The sequence below is a fragment of the Pseudoalteromonas sp. S2893 genome (genome assembly GCF_005887105.1).
GTDB lineage: Bacteria > Pseudomonadota > Gammaproteobacteria > Enterobacterales > Alteromonadaceae > Pseudoalteromonas > Pseudoalteromonas atlantica.
On record NZ_PNCY01000002.1, the window covers coordinates 25,907 to 44,753 of the forward strand.

Here is an 18,847-nt window from a genome sequence, read left to right on the forward strand (position 1 = left end):
AGAGATTTCAATGGCATTTAAACATATATCTATAGCACAAACGCACGAATTGCTTGATAAAGAAGATGTAGTGATCGCAGATATACGCGATCCTAACTCGTACCAAGCAGGGCATATTCCTGGCTCTGAAGCGCTTTCAAATGCCAATATAGCTCAGTTTATGATGGAAAAAGAGTTCGATCAGCCCATTATTATTGTTTGCTACCACGGCATGAGCTCACAAGGTGCGGCTAGTTATTTAGTAGAGCAGGGCTTTGAAGATGTATATAGCATGGATGGTGGCTTTACGGCCTGGGAAGCGGCTTACAGCGAGAAAGTGGAACGATGATTGAGCTAGGTAGTTTAAATAATCCTCGTGCCGCACAGGGCTTTATAGATTATTTAAAAAGCCAAGGCTTAGAAGGGCAACTGCGCAGTGCTGATGGCAGTAATGTTATTATTTGTGTTGCGGGCGAGCACTTTCATCAAGTGCAACCTTTGTGGGCTGAATTTGTACAAAACCCCAATCATAAGCGTTATCAACAAGCCTCTTGGGATGTGGGCAGTACACAATCTGGCTTAACGTATCAAGGACAGTCGCTTAATTTAGTGGCGCGCTTTAAAGCACTAAGCTGGCTAAATAAAACCGTAAGTATTGTAAGCGTTGCTATTTACTTTGCATTTTTATTGGGTGGCTTTGAGCAAATATACACTGCTTTGCAGTTTAACCCGAGCCAACCACTGAACTGGTTAACGCCGGCACTTGTTCATTTTAGCGCAATGCACATTGTATTTAACCTAATTTGGTGGATGTCGTTAGGTGATAATATTGAAAAGCAATGCGGCAAGCTGAGTTTAGTTGGGCTATTTGTGGTTACTGCACTTATTAGTAACTGGGCTCAGTTTTTAATTGTGGGGCCTAACTTTGGTGGCTTAAGTGGCGTTGTGTATGGTTTATTGGGTTTTTGTTGGATTCACAGCTATTTAAATCCTAAGCAACCGGCGCTAGTCAGCACTGCCATTATTGGCTTTATGTTAATTTGGCTGGTACTCGGTTTTGCTGATGTGTTGTTTGTTGGTATGGCTAATTGGGCGCATTTAGGTGGGCTTTTAAGCGGCATGGCTTATGCCGTAACCGCTAATTTATTTAATGCTAAAAAAGCGTAAGCTTAGTGGTATAAATACTTAGTAAATAATACTTCACGAATAATCTCTTGGCCTGTTTCTTCTTTTAACAGGCTTTTTAATTTTTCGGCACACTTTGCTCTAATTTCTTCACGCCCAGTAAGCGACTTTATTTTTTCTTCAGGTTCTTTAGATAGTATTTCTACTAACGCATCGCGTAAAAGCGGGGTATGGTGTTCTACAATAGCAATATCTGCATTATTGCTAAGCATTAAATCTATAGTCACGCGTACATAGCCCATTTTTTTACTTGAAGCGCCTATGTAATTGGTAATTATGTCTGGCTCAAAACCAAAATAGCCCACTGTCGATTCCGCTTTTGCCGAAAAGCTAAAACAGTTTAAGATCAGTGCTAAAAAACCTGCGTATACTATTTTTTTCATCTTTAGTGTGTTTCCATTTTCTTAATACAAATAGTTTATACTTAATAGCGCCTAATAAACAGCTCCTGCAATTATTTATCGGCAGTAAAACATCACTTTTTCAAATGCTTTGGCAATGTTATCATCGTCTCGGTTTTTATTTTATTGAGCTATTGTGATTACATTTCCGCTTTCTATATCTGCCAATTGGCAATGTGCTTCTTTGGTAAATAACTTATCTGCGTTAGAGCAAGAGTGGCTATTTGAGCCACATTCATTAACCGCTAAATTAAAAAGTAATGCACAAAGTTTTAGTGTAAAAGTGCTTAATGAGCAAACTTTTACCCTAAGCGATGCACAGCAACAACTACTTGGCTCAAATACAAATAAAGCACTTAATCGCGAGGTGCTTTTATTGTGTGACAATACACCCATGGTGTATGCCCAAAGTTGGCTGCCCAGTACACAAACGCAAACAACACTGCATAATATGGGCGCGCGCCCTTTAGGTGATGTTATTTTTCAGCACCCTGAACTTACCCGAAGTAATATTGAGGTAGGGCGCTTTGACTCAGAGCATGCGCTGCAATCACTTGTTAAAGAGTTGAATTTAACTACGCACCCTTTATTAGGTCGTCGTAGTGTGTTTTCTATTAATGATTATCACTTTTTAGTGTGCGAAGTATTTTTACCCGGAGCCTATTTGTACTCATGAAATTAGCCCCTTTGCAATTACAGCATAGCCCTTTTTATATTCAGCTCATGCGCATTGACAAACCTATCGGTACATTACTATTACTGTGGCCTACTTATTGGGCTCTATGGCTTGCAAACGCTGGTATGCCAAGCCTAGTTAACTTTATTGTATTTACCTTAGGCGTAATTGTTATGCGCAGTGCTGGCTGCGTTATTAATGATTTTGCAGATAGAAAAATAGACGGCTCAGTTAAGCGTACAGCAGGGCGGCCTTTGGCCACCGGACAAGTAAGTGCAGGTGAAGCACTGAGTTTATTTATATTACTGATAGCCATTGCTTTTGTATTGGTATTGCTACTTAGCATCAACACTATTTTATTGTCATTTGGGGCGTTGGCACTGGCATTTTGCTACCCCTTTATGAAACGCTATACACATCTTCCGCAGGTAGTCTTAGGCGCTGCATTTGGTTGGGCGATACCTATGGCATATATGGCATCAATTGACTCATTACCGCTGCAGGCGTGGCTGTTATTTGTTGCAAATATTTGTTGGACGGTAGCGTACGACACAATGTATGCCATGGTCGACAGAGATGACGATTTAAAAATAGGGGTTAAATCTACTGCTATTTTATTTGGTAAATACGACCGCCATATTATATTTTTATTAAACGCTAATTTTATAGCGTTGTTGGCGCTTATTGGCTTAATTAACCAGCTAGGCTTAGCGTTTGTTGCAGGTTTATGTACTGCCGCTGGGTTACTTATTTATCAACAAGTGCTTATACATAAACGTGCGCGTGATGCATGTTTTAAAGCGTTTTTAAATAATCACTATGTTGGATTAGCTATTTTTTTTGGCTTGTTCTTGTCATTTGTATTTGCGCGTTAATTTCATCTCAACGCTATTAATTTAACTTCACTATAGCCACTAGTTGTTGTGGCTATGTTGGTTTTATCGTGGCGGGTCAATTACTCCACTTATTGAGGCGTTCTTTCTAAACCAGCCAGCAATAGAGTAGCGCTCATTAATGGCAGGTAATACCTCGTGTGCAAAACGCTCGCTTTCAAACATAACGAGTGTCCCCGCGGTGGGTTTAATTATTATCTCTACTTGCTTACTTTTTGGCTTGTATATAACAAGCTCGCCGCCTTTCTCGGGCGTATTTAAATAAAGTATTGTTGTAAATACGCGGTTAGATCGCCCTTTAAATGCATCAAAATGCTTTTTATAAAAGTCGCCTTGGGTGTATTTAGCGTAGTGGCACTCATAATCAAATAAGCCCATAAAAAACTGTCGATTAAGTGTGGTTTTTATACTTTCCATTATTGCTTGATAAGTTAGCTGTGCTTGTGAGCTGCCATCAAACCAATAGGTTTTATCTTTACGAATGGTTTTATCTATTTGTAAGTCATTTAAACGGCCAATACCTGCAGCGCTAAAATGCGGGTTAATACGGTGGCAATCGGTGATTAAACTCTCTACTAGCTCGCTAATAAGTGCGTTAGGAATAACAACATAACCATGGGTTTCTATTGCATCTAAATAAACATCAGAACTAAAAAGTGCGTTCATTTATGTCTGTTGATTAAAAAAGGTGCGACAGTATAGCCTAAAAAAATTTAATAGCTAGTGGTTTGTGCTCCGCTACTTAAGCAAATAAAAACCTAACGCGTAAGCATAAAAACTAAAAGGGCTTTTTAGGTTAAGCAGCTGTGCTGCAGGTTTTGGTAACAAGAAGAGTAAATCAGTAAGGGCTATCTAAATTGGTTGCCCTTAAAAGGTTTAAGGGCATTGCGGTATGCTATTTTATCTTGGCTTAATTAATAGTCGTAGATGCTTTTTTGATAAGAGATAATAAATGGTCAATGTGTTCGCTAACTGCTGCTTGTTGGCTTGTTTGTATAACAAGTTGTTCGTGACTTAAGTCTTTATTTGTTTTTAGCTGTACAAGTTCTGTGTGCTCTGCAAGAGTGCTCGCGTGTTCAATACTCGCAATAGCAAAGTGATCTGATTTAACCAGCCCTGAGATTACTTGCTCAATGCTGCCTACCTTAATGCTAGCCGATTTATTGAGCATATCGATGGCTTCGTTAAGCATGCTTTGTACTTGTTTAGACTGAGAAAAACAGCCGTACATAGGGTAGCTATCTAAATCGTGTTTGCTGATATCGCTTTTATTTGCTAACGGATGGTGTTTAGAAACAAATAATACCAGTTGGTCTGGCAGGTGTATGTCGCTGCCGATGCTGTTAATTGCCTGCGAATAAACACTGATATCAATTTCGCCCTCCTGCAGTTTGCGTGCAAGTTCGTGCTGCTCTTGCAATTGCATTTCTATTTTAACATGGGGGTATTGTGCTAAAAATTGCCCGCATGAGATAGGCACTACACTGCTGGCTTTGTTGGTGTAGCCAATGACTAACTTTTCGTCAGTATTGCCGTTAACCGATTGAGAAATTCGTTTTTTTGTATGCTCAAGTTCGGCAAGGGTGTTTTTGGCGTAATCAAGAAATAGCTCGCCTTCGGGTGTTAACTTTACTGAACGTGTTGAGCGTTTCACCAGTTCGTACCCCATTTCGTCTTCTAGGGTTTGAATGCTGCGCGTTAGCGCTGATGTACTAATTTGAGTTTGTTCGGCTGCTTGTCTGAAGTGGCGTAACACACCAAGCGCTACAAATTGTTCTAACTGTTCAAATCTCACTTTATAGTCCCTTTTTATAAGTAAGTCGCGTGTGCCGCGAACATCAATAATATTAGATTCGAGCTTTCAAAAAGCGAAGCCTAATATGTAACTGTGTTTGCAAATTTATGACATATTTGCCTCAGCATATCCCTCTTTTAGTATTATTTAAAGAGAAGACGCGTTTAAAAGTATTACCAATTAGGCTTATTTATAGTGATTTATTACTCTATTTAAAACTAAGCTATGTTAGCAAGTAAGAATAAATACAATGACTTAGGCGCTTTGATGCTTTTAAAAGTAATACTTTAGACATAATTTAGCATTAATTAATAAAAAAGTATGCCAGAAAAAAGGCTATAGGAAAATCCTACGTAGTGATTTGTAATGAAGTGAGGCATAAACGCTTATAGTTTTAGGTTATGCCATCGCTTTATTCTTGTTTAAGAATTTAGAAAAATAAGCCGCTAAGGCTTACTACTTTTGTTAGTAAAGTTTTTAGTAATGCGGTTACTTAGGGGTTTGTCTTCAATACTTTGTAGCTCTATTTCTATGGCATCGCACGAAATATGAATTTCAAATAACGATGTTAATAACGAAAGGCTTAAGCACGCTAAACTCACCCCAAACAAAATAATGCCTGTGGTGTTAAATTCTATAAATAAGGCAAACATTGATAGCGTACACAATAAAAAAGACGCCACACCATACACTTGCATGGTGCGTATTAGTTTAATGCGCTTTCTTAAGTTTGTTATTTGAGCCACAACAACGGGGCGAATAGACTCACCTTCTCGTGAATTTAATTCTCGGATTAATTGCGCTAGTACTAAAAAGCGGTTTGTGTAAGCAAGCAGCAACAGTGAGATTGCTGGAAAAAGTAAACCTGGGGTAGTAAGTGTCATTGTTTTATCCTAAAAAGTTACCTGCTATACACTTTAGTAGAGTATCGTAGGATATTGTAAACACAAAATAATTGAGGTGATAATTGCAAAATATTAATACTCATAGTACTCAGCAAGCTTTTCAGTGGGTAACGCTCTACAAAGCAGATAACACATTAGAGGCAAATATAATCAAAGGGCTGTTATTAAGCGCTGGAATTGAGTGCCAAATTCAAGGTGAAATGCTTCAAGGCGCCTTAGGCGAAATCCCCTTTGAACAAACCCAAGTAAGTGTGCAGGTTTATTCGATAAAAGAGCGCCACGCGCGCGAAATATTGGTAAACTACCAACAAGTAAAACAATCCGCTCCAGATTGGGTATGCCCTAACTGTAATGAGCATAATGGATCAACATTTGATTTTTGTTGGTCATGTGAGACGTTAAGAAATGACAAAAGCGAATAACTTTCAACGTATTAGAGAGCTAAACTACTTACAAAAAGCGGTGTTAGCAAGTGCTTTAATTGAGCGTATGTTACCTAATTATGGTTTATTTAGTGAAGCCACCGGTTTTGGTGATGAAGCCTTATTACGCAGTGCGTTAAATGTTTGCTGGGAAAAAATATTACTACCAAAAAGTAAAATAGATCTCGAAAAACAAGTAGAAAAAATTGAGCCAAATGTACCTGAACTTGCCGACTTTGATATGTTTGGCACTTACCCCGCAATAGACGCTGCAACCTCGCTTTTGAGCCTAATGCACGGCTTGATGGGGCAAGACGAGCAAGAATTTATAAGTGTTAGTAAAATATCGCAAGCAACAGTGGCGCGTTTTATTGAATACCAAATGACGGTTGAAGGTGAAGTAGCCGACAATAAAGCTGTACGAGAACACCCATTAATGCAATACGAAATTGAAGTGTTGAGTGAGCTAATCGACTTTGTAGAAAATATGGGCCGCGTGACTTCAGAAAACGTTAAGGCACTTAAAAAGCAGGCCGTTGTAGATGGGCAAACCAATATTGGTTTAGCGTTATAGTTGTAATTATTAACTGTGATTAATTAATCGCTCTCTAGCAATTTTAGCGTTTATTACGTTGAACTTAGTAAAAACCTTAGCTAGAGAATGATAAAATAGTTTTAAATATGTGTGTAAATCTCTTAACCACAGTGCAGGTTAAACAGTAAATAAAGGCAGGAGAAGTAAAGTGCGAATTTTAGGCATTGAGTCATCGTGTGATGAAACCGGTATTGCAATTTACGATGATGAAAAAGGCTTATTGGCTCACCAGTTATACAGCCAAGTAAAAGTACATGCAGATTATGGCGGTGTTGTACCTGAGCTTGCATCGCGCGATCACGTACGTAAAACCCTGCCACTTATTGACGCTGCGTTTGCTCAAGCCGGTTGTGGTCCTGAAGATTTAGATGGCATTGCATACACCGCAGGCCCTGGTTTAGTAGGGGCGTTATTGGTAGGTACCTCTATTGGCCGTTCTTTAGCCTATGGTTGGGATATTCCAGCTGTTGCCGTGCATCATATGGAAGGGCATTTACTTGCTCCTATGCTTGAAGAAAACGTGCCTGAGTTTCCCTTTATTGCTTTGCTCGTGTCGGGCGGCCATACCATGATGGTAAAAGTAGCCGGTATAGGCCAGTACGAAGTATTGGGTGAATCTGTTGATGATGCCGCAGGTGAAGCATTTGATAAAACAGCTAAACTGCTAGGGCTTGATTACCCAGGCGGCCCTCGACTAGCTAAAATGGCTGAGCAAGGCGTTGCAAAACGGTTTGTTTTTCCACGCCCTATGACGGATAAGCCAGGCCTTGATTTTAGCTTTAGTGGCTTAAAAACAGCGGCTTCTATAGCGATTCGCGAAAATGATGATGACGCACAAACCAAAGCAGATATCGCCCATGCGTTTCAAACAGCAGTGATTGATACATTGGTTATTAAGTGTAAGCGTGCTCTAAAACAAACTGGGATAAAACGTTTAGTGATTGCCGGCGGAGTAAGTGCAAATACACAGCTGCGCTTACAGCTTGAGCGTGTTATGCAAGGTATGAAAGGACAGGTTTACTATCCACGTACTGAGTTTTGTACTGATAATGGCGCAATGATTGCCTACGCTGGTATGCAGCGCTTAAAAGCAGGCCAATTTGCCACACTCGACATGAAAACTAAACCGCGTTGGCCAATAGACAGCTTAGAAGCCATTTAGCATCAATAATTATTGATTTTTTTCATTAGTGGGTGCTTTTTTAGCGCCCACTTTTGGTTCTTCACCTTTAAAAAGGCGAATAATATTGGTGCGATGACGAAATATAATTAGCACGGTAATAAAGGTTACCGGTAGGGTGTAAAGCGGTTTAATCAACCACGTATACAGTGGAGCAAGCGACACCGTGACCAAAGCGCCTAATGAAGAAAAGCGCGTAATAGCAACCACAATAATCCAAGTGCTTATTAATAGCCCCGCCAACGATAAACCAATCGGCAATAAAGAGCCAAACGCAGTGGCTACCGCCTTTCCGCCTTTAAAGCTAAAAAATAGTGGGTACATATGCCCTAAGCACGCGGCAACGGCGACCAAACCAAGTGCTAAAGGCGTTAGGTCTAAAAAATAAGCCCCCCATACGGGGATGGTGCCTTTTAAAATATCAAACACTAATACTAAGCACGCAGGAAAGGCTCCACCTAAACGATACACATTGGTGGCACCTGGGTTATTTGAACCGCTGCTGCGAGGGTCTGGCAGTTTGAATAGCCGAGACACTAATATAGCCGATGAAATCGACCCTAATAAGTAGGCTAAAACAAACAGTAAAATGGCTAACACAAAGTCCCTTATTTTTTAATTGCTATACCCATCGATAGCACTTTTACGCTATTATTGGCGGCACATTTTATCGTGAAAATTATTAACTGCTGTATTTTGCAGTTAATCTAGCTATTTAGCTATTGTAGAAGTAATTTTTACATATTTAAACACTGCTTAAAGCATATACAGTATTAATTTAATCAATGCATTGTATGCTTAGAGAGTGTTTATAGTTATTTGGAGTATCAATGGATAAGGTTTTTATATCTCAACTACACGTCGACACAATTATTGGAGTGTACGACTTTGAAAAAGAAAGTAAACAAAGCCTTTATTTTGATATTGAAATGCTCAGCGATATAAAGCCTGCAGCAGCAAATGATGACATAAATTTAGCACTGGATTATGCAAAAGTAAGCGAGCGAGTGATTGAGCACACTACGGCTAAGCCGGTTGAGTTACTTGAAACCTTAGTAGAGCAACTAGCAACTATTATATTAACCGAATTTAATACACCACAAGTAACAATTAGAGTGAGCAAACCGGCCGCTGTAGCGCAAGCAAACACCGTAGGTGTAGAAATAACACGCACAAAGGCTATGAGCTAAATGGCGCAAATTTATATCAGCTTAGGCTCAAATATAAATAAAGCGCATTATATTCGCTGTGCGCTTGATGCACTTGAGCAACACTTTACAGATATTGTGCATTCATCTGTTTTTGAAAGTGAAGCAGTAGGGTTTAAAGGTAATAACTTTTATAACTCGGTGGTGGCTGCTACCACATCAATGCCGCTTGAGCGTGTATGTAAGTTATTAAAACAAATAGAGCGAGATAACGGGCGTAAAGCGGATGATAAAAAATTTAGCCCCCGTACATTAGATTTAGATCTGCTCTTTTACGATGACGTTATTTGCGACTCGCCAGCACAATTACCTCGCGATGAAATTACCAAAAACGCTTTTGTACTTCAGCCTCTTTGTGAAGTCGCCCCCAATTTTTATCACCCCGTTGCTAAGCAAACCATTGCTGCGCTATGGAGTGCGTATAACAACCCTCAACAAAAACTATGGAAGGTGGAGTTTTCTAACCCATGAGTATTTTAGAAATAATTATTTTAGCCCTGATACAAGGATTTACTGAGTTTTTACCTATTTCGAGCTCAGCTCACTTAATTTTACCTTCGCAAATTTTGGGATGGGAAGACCAAGGCCTTGCTTTTGATGTGGCCGTGCACGTTGGTACGTTAATAGCGGTTGTTATTTATTTTCGTAAAGAAGTGGCTGATATTCTTAGCGCCTGGTTTAAATCGTTTGGCGCCCAAGGCACCACCGACGACAGTAAACTTGGCTGGTGGATTATATTGGGCACTGTACCTGCTGCGTTATTAGGCTTATTGCTAAAAGACGTTGTTGAGCTGTACCTGCGCAGTGCGTGGGTTATAGCAGCTACGACTATTATTTTTGGTTTATTACTTTGGTACGCCGATGCCAAAGGTAAGCAAATGAAAACAATTTATCAGCTTAACTGGAAAACAGCGCTGCTTATTGGCTTTGCTCAAGCGGTGGCTATGATCCCTGGTACCTCTCGCTCAGGCATTACTATGACAGCGGGTTTATTGCTGGGCATGAATAAACAAAGCGCAGCGCGTTTTTCGTTTTTACTCGCTATACCTATTATTTCTATGATGGGCCTTTACTACACGATAGAGCTGGCTTTAGGCGATCATGTGGTTGATTGGAGCACATTAATTTTAGGTGTAGTCCTTTCGTTTTTATCGGCGTACGCCTGTATTTTCATGTTTTTAAAAGTGATAGAACGAATGGGCATGCTGCCGTTTGTAATTTACAGACTTTTACTTGGCGTTGGCTTAATTGTATTTTTAACGCTGTAATTTAGCTTATTACCAGCAAGCCCTCTTACTTAGGTAAGAGGGCTTTTTTATTTTATTAACGCTGTTTTAGCATCAGTGAATTAACGAGACGTGCATAGTCACGAAGCCTAAAATTTGGCATTATAGCGCCATTAAACTTCACAGACGTGCGAAGTACGAAAGGATTTAAAAAGTTATGCATATTCATATATTAGGCATTTGCGGCACCTTTATGGGCGGTATAGCGGCTATTGCTAAATCGCTTGGCCATAAAGTGACTGGCTCTGATCAAAATGTTTACCCGCCAATGAGCACTCAACTTGAGCAGCTGGGCATTGAGCTAACCCAAGGTTACGACGTAAAACAGTTAGAGCCAAAGCCAGATATGGTGGTTATTGGTAATGCCATGAGCCGAGGTAACCCCTGTGTAGAATATGTGTTAGATAAGGGCTTGCCGTATACATCGGGGCCAGAGTGGCTTAAACATAACCTATTGCAAAATGCTTGGGTGCTTGCGGTGGCAGGCACACATGGCAAAACCACCACAGCAAGTATGCTGGCGTGGATTTTAGAGTATGCAGGTTTAAAACCCGGGTTTTTAATTGGTGGCATAGTTCAAAACTTTGGTGTGTCAGCCAAAGTGGGCGAAACCCCGTTTTTTGTAATAGAAGCGGATGAATACGATACCGCTTTTTTTGATAAGCGCAGTAAATTTGTGCATTACTTACCACGTACGCTCATTTTAAATAACCTTGAGTTTGACCACGCTGATATTTTTGACGATTTAAATGCAATAAAAAAACAATTTCATCACTTAATGCGTACATTACCTCATACTGGCAAGGTAATTTGGCCAAAAGACGATTTAGCACTTGATGATGTTATTAAGCAAGGGCTCTGGAGCGAAAGCGAAACCCTAAATGGTGATTGGCACTATGACTTATTAAGCGCTGATGGTAGCCAATTTAATGTGCTTTTAAACAATGAGCTTCAAGGTACGGTTAATTGGCAGGCAATAGGCGAGCATAATGTTAAAAATGCGATTATGGCTATCGCGGCAGCGCGCCACGTGGGTATAGCCGTTGAACATAGCATTGCAGCGCTTGAAGAGTTTATTAGCCCTAAACGGCGTATGGAGCTTAAAGCCGATATAAATAACATTAAAGTGTACGACGATTTTGCGCACCACCCAACAGCAATAAAAACCACCCTTGCGGGGTTGCGTGCAAAAGTGGGTGATGAAAAAATTATTGCTATTTTAGAGCCTCGCTCAAACACCATGAAGATGGGTGTGCACCAACATACGCTACTTGCTTCGTTAAGTGATGCCGATGACGTGCTGTTATTTGAGCCCGATAACCTAAATTGGTCTCTTAAAGCGCAAGCCGATAATGCCGGTATGCAGTGTTTTAATAGTACGCAAATGATTATTGACACTGTGCTTGAAAATATAATGCCAAATCAGCACATATTAATTATGAGCAATGGCGGTTTTAATGGCTTACATCAACACTTAGTTGATGGTTTAGCTAAAAAATACAGCGGAGAATAATGTGCAGTTTAAAGATAAAATTACACTGGCGTTTAGTGGTGCTTCAGGCGCGCCTTACGGTTTAAGATTGCTTGAAGTATTACTCGCGCAGCAATTTCAAGTGTATGTACTTATATCAAGTGCTGCGCGCGTGGTGCTTGATACAGAGTCAAACATTAAACTCTCAGCTAATGAAGATAAAGCAACCCAGCAGTTAAGTGCTTTATTTAATGCCAAGCCAGAGCAGTTAAAAGTATTTGGTAAAGATAACTGGTTTAGCCCTGTAGCTTCAGGCTCTGCGGCCCCTAAAAAAATGGTAGTATGCCCGTGCAGTGCAGGGTCTGTATCTGCTATTGCGCTCGGAGCATCAGATAACCTACTCGAGCGTGCAGCCGATGTAGTTATTAAAGAGCGAGGGCAATTAATTTTAGTGCCACGCGAAACTCCCTTTAGCGAAATTCACCTTGAGAATATGTTAAAGCTTGCGCGTTTAGGGGTCACTATTATGCCCGCTGCGCCTGGTTTTTATCACAAGCCACAACGTATTGAAGACTTAGTTGATTTTATGGTGGCGCGAATTTTAGATCATTTAAACATTGAACATAACCTAACTAAACGTTGGGGTTATGGTGAGGGTAAATAATGAATAAGCAAAATGTTGCTTTAAATATAGAAGGCCTGACCAAGGTTTATAAAAACGGTGTAGAGGCCGTGAAAGGTGTTGATTTACAAGTTTTTGAAGGCGACTTTTTTGCCTTACTTGGCCCAAATGGCGCCGGTAAGTCGACCACTATTGGTGTTATATCGTCCTTGGTAAATAAAACACAAGGTAAGGTGGAAGTGTTTGGTCACAACATCGATACCGACCTTGAAGCTGCTAAAGCGCATTTAGGCCTTGTGCCACAAGAGTTTAACTTTAGTCAGTTTGAAACGCTTGGCCAAATATTGGTAAATCAAGCAGGCTACTACGGTGTTACCCGCGCAGAAGCGCATAAGCGTGCCGATAAATATTTAACTCAGCTTGGCTTATTAGAAAAAAAAGACAAGCAAGCACGTACGCTTTCCGGGGGTATGAAACGCCGTTTAATGATTGCCCGCGCATTAATGCATGAGCCAAAGCTACTAATATTAGATGAACCCACAGCAGGGGTTGATATAGAGCTGCGCCGCTCAATGTGGGACTTTTTACGCCAAATTAATGAGCAAGGCGTAACGATTATTTTAACCACGCATTACCTTGAAGAAGCCGAGCTGTTATGTAAAAACATCGCCATTATTGATACTGGCCGTATTGTTGAAAACACCACTATAAAAGCATTACTAGCTAAGCTTGATAAAGAAACCTTTGTGCTTGATTTAAAACAGCCAGCACAGCCAGTCACCCTTGAGGGATACTCGTTTAGCATGCCTGATGAGCACACCATAGAAGTTGAAGTGGCTAAATCTCAAGGGTTAAATGCAGTTTTCAGTGCGCTAACCGAGCAAGGTAACACTGTTTTGAGTATGCGTAATAAAGCAAACAGATTAGAAGAGTTATTTGTAGGATTACTAGAGCAAGGGCGGGGCGAATAAATGTTTAAATATGGCGTAGCCTTAAAGAGTTTATGGATTAAAGAGTGTATTCGTTTTTTACGTATTTGGGTGCAAACCTTAGTACCGCCGGCGATTACGATGAGTTTATACTTTGTTATTTTTGGTAATTTAATTGGCTCACGTATTGGTGAAATGGGTGGTTTTAGCTACATGGAATTTATTGTTCCGGGGCTAATAATGATGTCGGTTATTACCAACTCATATTCTAATGTTGCTTCTAGTTTTTATTCAACCAAGTTTCAAAAAAGTATTGAAGAGCTATTGGTTGCGCCTGTGCCTAATTACATAATTGTACTTGGTTATATGGGCGGCGGTATGACCCGCGGCATGATGGTGGGCTTTATTGTTACCTGTGTATCGCTGTTGTTTGTTGATATTCAAATACACAATATATTTGTAATTATGGCAACGGTAATTTTAACCTCAGCGGTGTTTGCACTAGGTGGTTTAATTAACGCTATTTACGCCAATAGTTTTGACGATATTAGTATTATCCCAACCTTTATTTTAACGCCACTAACATACTTAGGCGGCGTATTTTATTCAATTACGCTACTGCCAGAGTTTTGGCAAAATGTATCGCAAATAAACCCAATTATTTATATGGTTAATGCGTTTCGTTATGGCTTTTTAGGCGTGTCGGATGTTGATTTAAGTGTCGCGCTTGGCGTTATATTAGTATTTATTACGGTGCTATTTACTTTAGCGCTAACGTTAATTAAAAAAGGTGTGGGGCTTAGACATTAATGAGCGATGCAAATTCACGCAGTATTGTATCTAATCAGGCGGGTATACACGAAAAGCTTGATGAAATCGTTAACAAGCATTTAAACGCAGAGTTTAAAAAGCCTATTGCTGAGCACACTCAACAAGCGTTTGATGAAGTCAATGAGCAGGTTCAAGCTTTTAATGGACCGCTTATTATAGACTCATGTTGTGGAGTAGGAGAGAGCTCGGCTAATTTAGCTAAGCGCCACCCAGATGCATTAATTATTGGTATTGATAAATCGTCACACCGCTTAGATAAGCACGATGTTGAATATAAACAAACAGACAGCGGCCAGTACATTTTGGTACAAGCTGACTTAAATGACTTTTGGCGTTTAGCTGTGGCTGCTAATTGGCAGCCTACTCATCATTATTTGCTTTATCCTAACCCATGGCCTAAATCTAAGCATATCCAACGTAGGTGGCACGGCGCGGCTATTTTTCCGTTTATTGTTAAGCTAGGCGGTCGCTTAGAGGTGCGCAGTAATTGGGATATTTATGTAAAAGAGTTTGCCAGAGCGCTTGAGCTATCGGGACACCCTTGTGAGGTGACGCTGTATGAGTCAAACGAAGCGATTACTCCGTTTGAGCGTAAATACTGGGCCAGCGGCCAACAAAGCCATCGTTTAGTGATAGACCTTTAAACGGCCACTTCCTCTTGGCTTGATGAGTTAACATGTGGCGCTGGGTAAGCAAAGTAATTGCCTTGCATCAGTGCCACATTTACATTTTTAAGCGCATTTTCAATACTTACATTTTCTACCGATTCTGCCATGAGCGTTAAACCAAGTTGCTTTGCAGCATGAACTGTATGCTCAATAAATAAGGCTATATTTTCATCACTTACTGCTTGTTTTACTAATGCGCCGTCGAGTTTTATACCGTTTACTTCAAGCTTTAGCGCATTCGAAATATTTGAATAACCACTACCAAAACCAGTAATAATGACATTCACCCCTTTGGTTTTTACCATAGAAATAAACGTTTTAACCTCTAAAAAATTAGTAATAGCGTGTGACTCTAAAAGGCCAAGCGTTATGTTTTCTGGGTGCGGGTAGCGCTTAAGCTCGTTAGCAATGTATTCACTCAAACTAGGGTCGAGTATATCTTTATCGCTGATATTTAAGCTCCAGCATATATCTGTTTTTCTAAACCGCTCTATACATTGGCTAAATAGCGTGCGCGTTAATAGTCCGCCCATTCTTGAGCGGCTCACTACATTTAAAAATGAGTCGGGTTTTAAAATTTCGCCATTTTTAGTTACCATTCTGGCTAAGCATTCGTAATGTACTACTTCATTATTGGTGGTGTTAAACATAGCTTGAAAATAAGGCACTATGCGGTTGTTATCAAATGCTTCTTGAACCTCTTTGGCAAGGCTTACATTGTATTGATATTGGTTTTTTACATCGCTCATTACTTTTGAGTAGCTAACAACCTTACCGCGGCCATGTTTAGCCTGAAGCGTTGCAATGTGCGCGTTTTCAATCAGTAGTGATTTATTACCACTGGCGATACCTGCACAGTAAGTTATATAAATAAATGGGTTTGTTAATACCGGGCTGTTTGCGTTATACGACTCAACTAAATCGCTCAGTTCGCTGCTTTTAAAGCTTTTAGGGGTAAGCACGGCAATTTTATTGGTAGCAAGGCGATACACCTTACAGCTTTGCGGGCTGCGACTTTGATAATGACTGAGCAAGTTTTTCATTACGTTGTCGCCAACTTGAGTGCCATAAAAGCTATTAATATCTTCAATTTCGTTCACCCAAATAATGGCAAGCTGCATGTGGTGTGAATTACTCTTTTTGATAAAGTACTCAAGCGCAATATGATTGGCAAAGCCCGTACTGGCATCTGTTGCTAGGGTACGCTTTAACAAATATATATAAATAGCTGCAACCAGTACCGCAATAAAAAAGAAAAAACACGCCGTTATTATGGCTTTAGTGACGCTGTATTGAAGCTTTTTATTTAAATCATCTAAGGTTATGTCGGCACCCGTAATGTAGGTAGTACCATATTTATCTACAAAGGGAATAAAAACAGTTTTAAAATCACCCCATTGGTCGCTAGATTGCTCAAAAACAGGCTCGGTAGAATAAAACGCGCCCCTGTTAATGTCGGTGGCCTCTGGGTATAAATCAAGAAATTGCGTAACACGTGCGTTTTCTTGATCGTCTTTAGTGTAGCTGGATGAGGTAAAGTAAACTTTATTATCGCGCATGATCATCGAATAGACGTATGCTATATCAAGCGCTTGTGCAAGCTCTGAGAGTTGTTTGCTTTTAGTTTGGTAAACCGAAAAACCAATATCGTAACCTTGGCTAATTCTATCGTGGTAACTTTGCCCTAAAATATGTTTTACGCTGGTGGCGGCATTTAGAAGGCGCTCATCGACAGCGTGCATTATTTCGCTACGCGCTGAGCTATAGGTGTAATAAACATAGACTAATAAACTGACCAAAAACAATGTAAAGCCAGCTATAAACCACTTCCCTTTTAATTTCCCTGTGAGCATACTTGTCCCTTATTGTTACACATATTAAGTATACGCATAAATGCAATTTGCCCAAAACTAAAATGTGACTTTTTAATAAAATCCTATTATTGAAATTTTTTTACAATATTTGTCATCCGTTTAGTCGCTTTTATGGCTTAAAGGGAGACATTTTACTTATATTGCAGTAAAGTTAGCGCAATTTTTAAAAGAAGCACGCTGCTTATAATAGCGCCATAGTTTGGCATTTTTAACTGTTAAACGCGTGTTTTAGCTACACACACACTAGGTATAAAGATGGATCAAAAGCGTTGTGCCGTCGCCTCTAAAGAAAGCCTTAAGCGTATATTTACTGTACCTGAAGCGCCAGACTCAACTTTAAGCAAAATTGAGCTTGAAATTTCGAGTAATTTAGCAGGGTTTTTAAACGAAAATATAGCGGCAATTGAAAAACCATTACACGAAATTGAAAAAGATTTTCAGGCTGCGGTGATCCCAGAAAACCCAACGTTTGTATCTGCTTACGCCCAAGATATTATGGAGCAGCTAGTTGCCCATTCGGTACACACGGCTGCGCCTAGCTTTATTGGGCATATGACATCGGCTCTTCCGCATTTTTTACTACCGCTTTCAAAATTGATGGTGGGGCTTAATCAAAACCTAGTAAAAATAGAAACCTCAAAAGCATTTACGCCCCTAGAGCGCCAAGTGCTAGGCATGATGCATCATTTAGCTTACTCACAAGATGAGTCGTTTTATTCTAAATGGATGCACAGTGCTAAAACATCACTCGGTGCTTTTTGTTCCGGTGGTACAGTTGCAAACATAACGGCATTGTGGATTGCGCGTAACCGTTTATTAAAACCCGACGGCAGCTTTAAAGGCATAGCCGCTCAAGGGCTCGTTGCCGGTATGCTGCATTATGGCTACAAAGGGCTGGCCGTTTTAGTGTCAGAGCGAGGGCATTACTCTTTAGGTAAATCAATTGACTTACTAGGCATCGGCCGTGAAAATTTAATTGGTGTAAAAACCTGCGAAAATAACAAGGTTGATGTGAATGCCATGCGCGAAAAAGCTTTAGAGCTTGAATCGCAAGGCATAAAAGTTATGGCTATTGTAGGGGTTGCTGGCACAACCGAGACCGGTAATATCGACCCTCTTGATGATATGGCCGATTTAGCGCAGCAAATAAATTGTCATTTTCACGTTGATGCAGCGTGGGGTGGGGCAACGCTTTTATCGCAAACGCATCGCCCATTATTAAAAGGAATTGAGCGCGCAGATTCGATTACCATTGATGCACACAAACAAATGTATGTGCCAATGGGGGCAGGCTTGGTGTTATTTAAAGATCCAACTGCTACGGATGCAATAGAGCACCATGCAGAGTACATATTACGTAAAGGTTCAAAAGATTTAGGAAGCCATACACTCGAAGGCAGCCGCCCAGGTATGGCTATGTTAGTACATGCTTGCTTACGCGTTATTGGCCGCAAAGGCTACGAAATGCTTATTGATCGTAGTATCAAAAAAGCACATTACTTTGCTGATTTAATTAAAGCCGATGAAGACTTTGAGCTGATTTCAGAGCCTGAGCTGTGTTTGCTTACATACCGCTATGTGCCTAAACAAATTAAACAAGCCATAGCCCAAGCGGATGCCGCAACACGGTTAGAAATTTTCGCGTCGCTCAATCGCTTTACTGCCAGTATGCAAAAACGCCAACGTGAATCAGGGCGCTCGTTTGTATCGCGTACTCGCTTAACCCCTTCAAAATACGATAATCAGCCGACAGTGGTATTTAGAGTTGTATTGGCTAATCCGCTCACATCGGGTGTTATATTAAAAGAGATTTTAGCTGAGCAAAAAGAGCTTGCTAAAACAGACCCTGTATTTAAAAAGTACTTAAGTAAGTATATGCAGTAACGCCTAGGTATAAACTAAAACAAAGGCGCCAATGGGCGCCTTT

General features: G+C 40.3%; 22 protein-coding genes. 16 read left to right on the forward strand and 6 right to left on the reverse strand.

Translation table 11 applies throughout. The annotated features are described in order from the left end of the window. The first annotated feature begins 10 nt into the window (after positions 1–10). Positions 11–328: a thiosulfate sulfurtransferase GlpE gene (gene glpE / locus CWC04_RS00865; protein WP_004588558.1), complete on the forward strand. Its 318-nt coding sequence runs from the start codon at positions 11–13 to the stop codon at positions 326–328. After that, the gene (gene glpG, locus CWC04_RS00870; protein ID WP_138684389.1) at positions 325–1,146 is read left to right on the forward strand and encodes a rhomboid family intramembrane serine protease GlpG; all 822 of its coding nucleotides are present in this window, start codon (positions 325–327) and stop codon (positions 1,144–1,146) included. Before glpE ends, glpG begins: the two co-directional genes overlap by 4 nt. A gap of 2 nt (positions 1,147–1,148) precedes the next feature. On the opposite strand, the gene CWC04_RS00875 is transcribed toward glpG, so the two are convergent. Further along, the gene (locus CWC04_RS00875; protein WP_024034357.1) at positions 1,149–1,547 is read right to left on the reverse strand and encodes a flagellar basal body-associated protein FliL; all 399 of its coding nucleotides are present in this window, start codon (positions 1,545–1,547) and stop codon (positions 1,149–1,151) included. A gap of 154 nt (positions 1,548–1,701) precedes the next feature. Between CWC04_RS00875 and CWC04_RS00880 the strand changes: the two genes are divergently transcribed. Together CWC04_RS00880 and ubiA are read left to right on the forward strand one after the other, a co-directional pair. Further along, the gene (locus tag CWC04_RS00880) at positions 1,702–2,241 is read left to right on the forward strand and encodes a chorismate--pyruvate lyase family protein (RefSeq protein ID WP_029773569.1); all 540 of its coding nucleotides are present in this window, start codon (positions 1,702–1,704) and stop codon (positions 2,239–2,241) included. Beyond that, complete coding sequence (gene ubiA, locus CWC04_RS00885; protein WP_126006159.1) at positions 2,238–3,116, forward strand: 4-hydroxybenzoate octaprenyltransferase; 879 nt, start codon at positions 2,238–2,240, stop codon at positions 3,114–3,116. The genes CWC04_RS00880 and ubiA overlap by 4 nt, the downstream gene beginning before the upstream one ends. A gap of 63 nt (positions 3,117–3,179) precedes the next feature. On the opposite strand, the gene CWC04_RS00890 is transcribed toward ubiA, so the two are convergent. The 3 genes from CWC04_RS00890 to CWC04_RS00900 all read right to left on the reverse strand — a co-directional run bounded on the left by CWC04_RS00890 (position 3,180) and on the right by CWC04_RS00900 (position 5,813). Continuing rightward, on the reverse strand, positions 3,180–3,800 hold the full coding sequence (locus CWC04_RS00890) for a 2OG-Fe(II) oxygenase (RefSeq protein WP_138684390.1): 621 nt from the start codon (positions 3,798–3,800) through the stop codon (positions 3,180–3,182). Between the two features lie 244 nt (positions 3,801–4,044). Beyond that, complete coding sequence (locus CWC04_RS00895) at positions 4,045–4,929, reverse strand: LysR family transcriptional regulator (protein ID WP_138684391.1); 885 nt, start codon at positions 4,927–4,929, stop codon at positions 4,045–4,047. A 446-nt stretch (positions 4,930–5,375) separates the two neighbouring features. After that, positions 5,376–5,813 carry a DUF2721 domain-containing protein gene (locus CWC04_RS00900; protein WP_029773572.1) on the reverse strand — a complete coding sequence of 146 codons (438 nt, stop codon included), beginning with the start codon at positions 5,811–5,813 and terminating at the stop codon, positions 5,376–5,378. Positions 5,814–5,896: 83 nt separating this feature from the next. Here CWC04_RS00900 and CWC04_RS00905 point away from each other — a divergent pair, with 83 nt between their 5' ends. The 3 genes from CWC04_RS00905 to tsaD all read left to right on the forward strand — a co-directional run bounded on the left by CWC04_RS00905 (position 5,897) and on the right by tsaD (position 8,013). Next, positions 5,897–6,256 carry a putative signal transducing protein gene (locus tag CWC04_RS00905; protein ID WP_024034351.1) on the forward strand — a complete coding sequence of 120 codons (360 nt, stop codon included), beginning with the start codon at positions 5,897–5,899 and terminating at the stop codon, positions 6,254–6,256. Next, positions 6,240–6,830 carry a YjaG family protein gene (locus CWC04_RS00910; protein ID WP_138684392.1) on the forward strand — a complete coding sequence of 197 codons (591 nt, stop codon included), beginning with the start codon at positions 6,240–6,242 and terminating at the stop codon, positions 6,828–6,830. The genes CWC04_RS00905 and CWC04_RS00910 overlap by 17 nt, the downstream gene beginning before the upstream one ends. A 169-nt stretch (positions 6,831–6,999) precedes the next feature. Next, entirely contained in the window at positions 7,000–8,013 is a 1,014-nt protein-coding gene (gene tsaD, locus CWC04_RS00915) for a tRNA (adenosine(37)-N6)-threonylcarbamoyltransferase complex transferase subunit TsaD (protein WP_054983164.1), read from the forward strand. A gap of 9 nt (positions 8,014–8,022) precedes the next feature. Here tsaD and plsY read toward each other — a convergent pair whose 3' ends face one another. After that, positions 8,023–8,631 (reverse strand): glycerol-3-phosphate 1-O-acyltransferase PlsY, encoded by a 609-nt coding sequence (plsY, locus tag CWC04_RS00920; RefSeq protein WP_024034349.1) that lies wholly within the window; start codon positions 8,629–8,631, stop codon positions 8,023–8,025. Positions 8,632–8,861: 230 nt separating this feature from the next. On the opposite strand from plsY, the gene folB reads away from it, so the two are divergent. From folB to trmB, 8 genes are all read left to right on the forward strand, one after another. Next, positions 8,862–9,221 carry a dihydroneopterin aldolase gene (gene folB / locus CWC04_RS00925; protein WP_004588546.1) on the forward strand — a complete coding sequence of 120 codons (360 nt, stop codon included), beginning with the start codon at positions 8,862–8,864 and terminating at the stop codon, positions 9,219–9,221. After that, positions 9,222–9,710 (forward strand): 2-amino-4-hydroxy-6-hydroxymethyldihydropteridine diphosphokinase, encoded by a 489-nt coding sequence (gene folK / locus CWC04_RS00930; RefSeq protein WP_055252923.1) that lies wholly within the window; start codon positions 9,222–9,224, stop codon positions 9,708–9,710. It begins immediately after the preceding gene. Further along, positions 9,707–10,507: an undecaprenyl-diphosphate phosphatase gene (locus CWC04_RS00935; protein ID WP_004588544.1), complete on the forward strand. Its 801-nt coding sequence runs from the start codon at positions 9,707–9,709 to the stop codon at positions 10,505–10,507. Before folK ends, CWC04_RS00935 begins: the two co-directional genes overlap by 4 nt. 175 nt (positions 10,508–10,682) lie before the next feature. Next, the gene (mpl, locus tag CWC04_RS00940; RefSeq protein ID WP_126006163.1) at positions 10,683–12,038 is read left to right on the forward strand and encodes a UDP-N-acetylmuramate:L-alanyl-gamma-D-glutamyl-meso-diaminopimelate ligase; all 1,356 of its coding nucleotides are present in this window, start codon (positions 10,683–10,685) and stop codon (positions 12,036–12,038) included. A gap of 1 nt (position 12,039) precedes the next feature. Next, entirely contained in the window at positions 12,040–12,660 is a 621-nt protein-coding gene (locus CWC04_RS00945; RefSeq protein WP_138684393.1) for a flavin prenyltransferase UbiX, read from the forward strand. Next, positions 12,660–13,589, forward strand: a complete 930-nt coding sequence (locus tag CWC04_RS00950) for an ABC transporter ATP-binding protein (protein ID WP_004588541.1) — start codon at positions 12,660–12,662, stop codon at positions 13,587–13,589. The genes CWC04_RS00945 and CWC04_RS00950 overlap by 1 nt, the downstream gene beginning before the upstream one ends. Continuing rightward, positions 13,590–14,357 carry an ABC transporter permease gene (locus CWC04_RS00955; protein ID WP_004588540.1) on the forward strand — a complete coding sequence of 256 codons (768 nt, stop codon included), beginning with the start codon at positions 13,590–13,592 and terminating at the stop codon, positions 14,355–14,357. After that, positions 14,357–15,022: a tRNA (guanine(46)-N(7))-methyltransferase TrmB gene (trmB, locus tag CWC04_RS00960; protein ID WP_055252926.1), complete on the forward strand. Its 666-nt coding sequence runs from the start codon at positions 14,357–14,359 to the stop codon at positions 15,020–15,022. The genes CWC04_RS00955 and trmB overlap by 1 nt, the downstream gene beginning before the upstream one ends. Here the strand turns inward: trmB and CWC04_RS00965 are convergent. Then, positions 15,019–16,899: a bifunctional diguanylate cyclase/phosphodiesterase gene (locus tag CWC04_RS00965; protein ID WP_121637085.1), complete on the reverse strand. Its 1,881-nt coding sequence runs from the start codon at positions 16,897–16,899 to the stop codon at positions 15,019–15,021. The two genes, trmB and CWC04_RS00965, sit on opposite strands and share 4 nt — an antisense overlap. A 276-nt stretch (positions 16,900–17,175) precedes the next feature. Between CWC04_RS00965 and panP the strand changes: the two genes are divergently transcribed. Further along, entirely contained in the window at positions 17,176–18,804 is a 1,629-nt protein-coding gene (gene panP / locus CWC04_RS00970; protein ID WP_004588537.1) for a pyridoxal-dependent aspartate 1-decarboxylase PanP, read from the forward strand. The last annotated feature ends 43 nt before the right edge of the window (positions 18,805–18,847 follow it).

What these genes read in the sequence shown, in the direction of transcription:
- mpl (WP_126006163.1), top strand. Translation starts at nt 10,683, where the DNA reads ATGCATATTCATATATTAGGCATTTGCGGCACCTTTATGGGCGGTATA.
- glpG (WP_138684389.1), top strand. Translation starts at nt 325, where the DNA reads ATGATTGAGCTAGGTAGTTTAAATAATCCTCGTGCCGCACAGGGCTTT.
- ubiA (WP_126006159.1), top strand. Translation starts at nt 2,238, where the DNA reads ATGAAATTAGCCCCTTTGCAATTACAGCATAGCCCTTTTTATATTCAG.
- CWC04_RS00900 (WP_029773572.1), bottom strand. Translation starts at nt 5,813, where the DNA reads ATGACACTTACTACCCCAGGTTTACTTTTTCCAGCAATCTCACTGTTG.
- panP (WP_004588537.1), top strand. Translation starts at nt 17,176, where the DNA reads ATGGATCAAAAGCGTTGTGCCGTCGCCTCTAAAGAAAGCCTTAAGCGT.
- CWC04_RS00935 (WP_004588544.1), top strand. Translation starts at nt 9,707, where the DNA reads ATGAGTATTTTAGAAATAATTATTTTAGCCCTGATACAAGGATTTACT.
- CWC04_RS00910 (WP_138684392.1), top strand. Translation starts at nt 6,240, where the DNA reads ATGACAAAAGCGAATAACTTTCAACGTATTAGAGAGCTAAACTACTTA.
- CWC04_RS00875 (WP_024034357.1), bottom strand. Translation starts at nt 1,547, where the DNA reads ATGAAAAAAATAGTATACGCAGGTTTTTTAGCACTGATCTTAAACTGT.
- folK (WP_055252923.1), top strand. Translation starts at nt 9,222, where the DNA reads ATGGCGCAAATTTATATCAGCTTAGGCTCAAATATAAATAAAGCGCAT.
- folB (WP_004588546.1), top strand. Translation starts at nt 8,862, where the DNA reads ATGGATAAGGTTTTTATATCTCAACTACACGTCGACACAATTATTGGA.
- CWC04_RS00965 (WP_121637085.1), bottom strand. Translation starts at nt 16,899, where the DNA reads ATGCTCACAGGGAAATTAAAAGGGAAGTGGTTTATAGCTGGCTTTACA.
- CWC04_RS00950 (WP_004588541.1), top strand. Translation starts at nt 12,660, where the DNA reads ATGAATAAGCAAAATGTTGCTTTAAATATAGAAGGCCTGACCAAGGTT.
- glpE (WP_004588558.1), top strand. Translation starts at nt 11, where the DNA reads ATGGCATTTAAACATATATCTATAGCACAAACGCACGAATTGCTTGAT.
- trmB (WP_055252926.1), top strand. Translation starts at nt 14,357, where the DNA reads ATGAGCGATGCAAATTCACGCAGTATTGTATCTAATCAGGCGGGTATA.
- CWC04_RS00955 (WP_004588540.1), top strand. Translation starts at nt 13,590, where the DNA reads ATGTTTAAATATGGCGTAGCCTTAAAGAGTTTATGGATTAAAGAGTGT.
- CWC04_RS00890 (WP_138684390.1), bottom strand. Translation starts at nt 3,800, where the DNA reads ATGAACGCACTTTTTAGTTCTGATGTTTATTTAGATGCAATAGAAACC.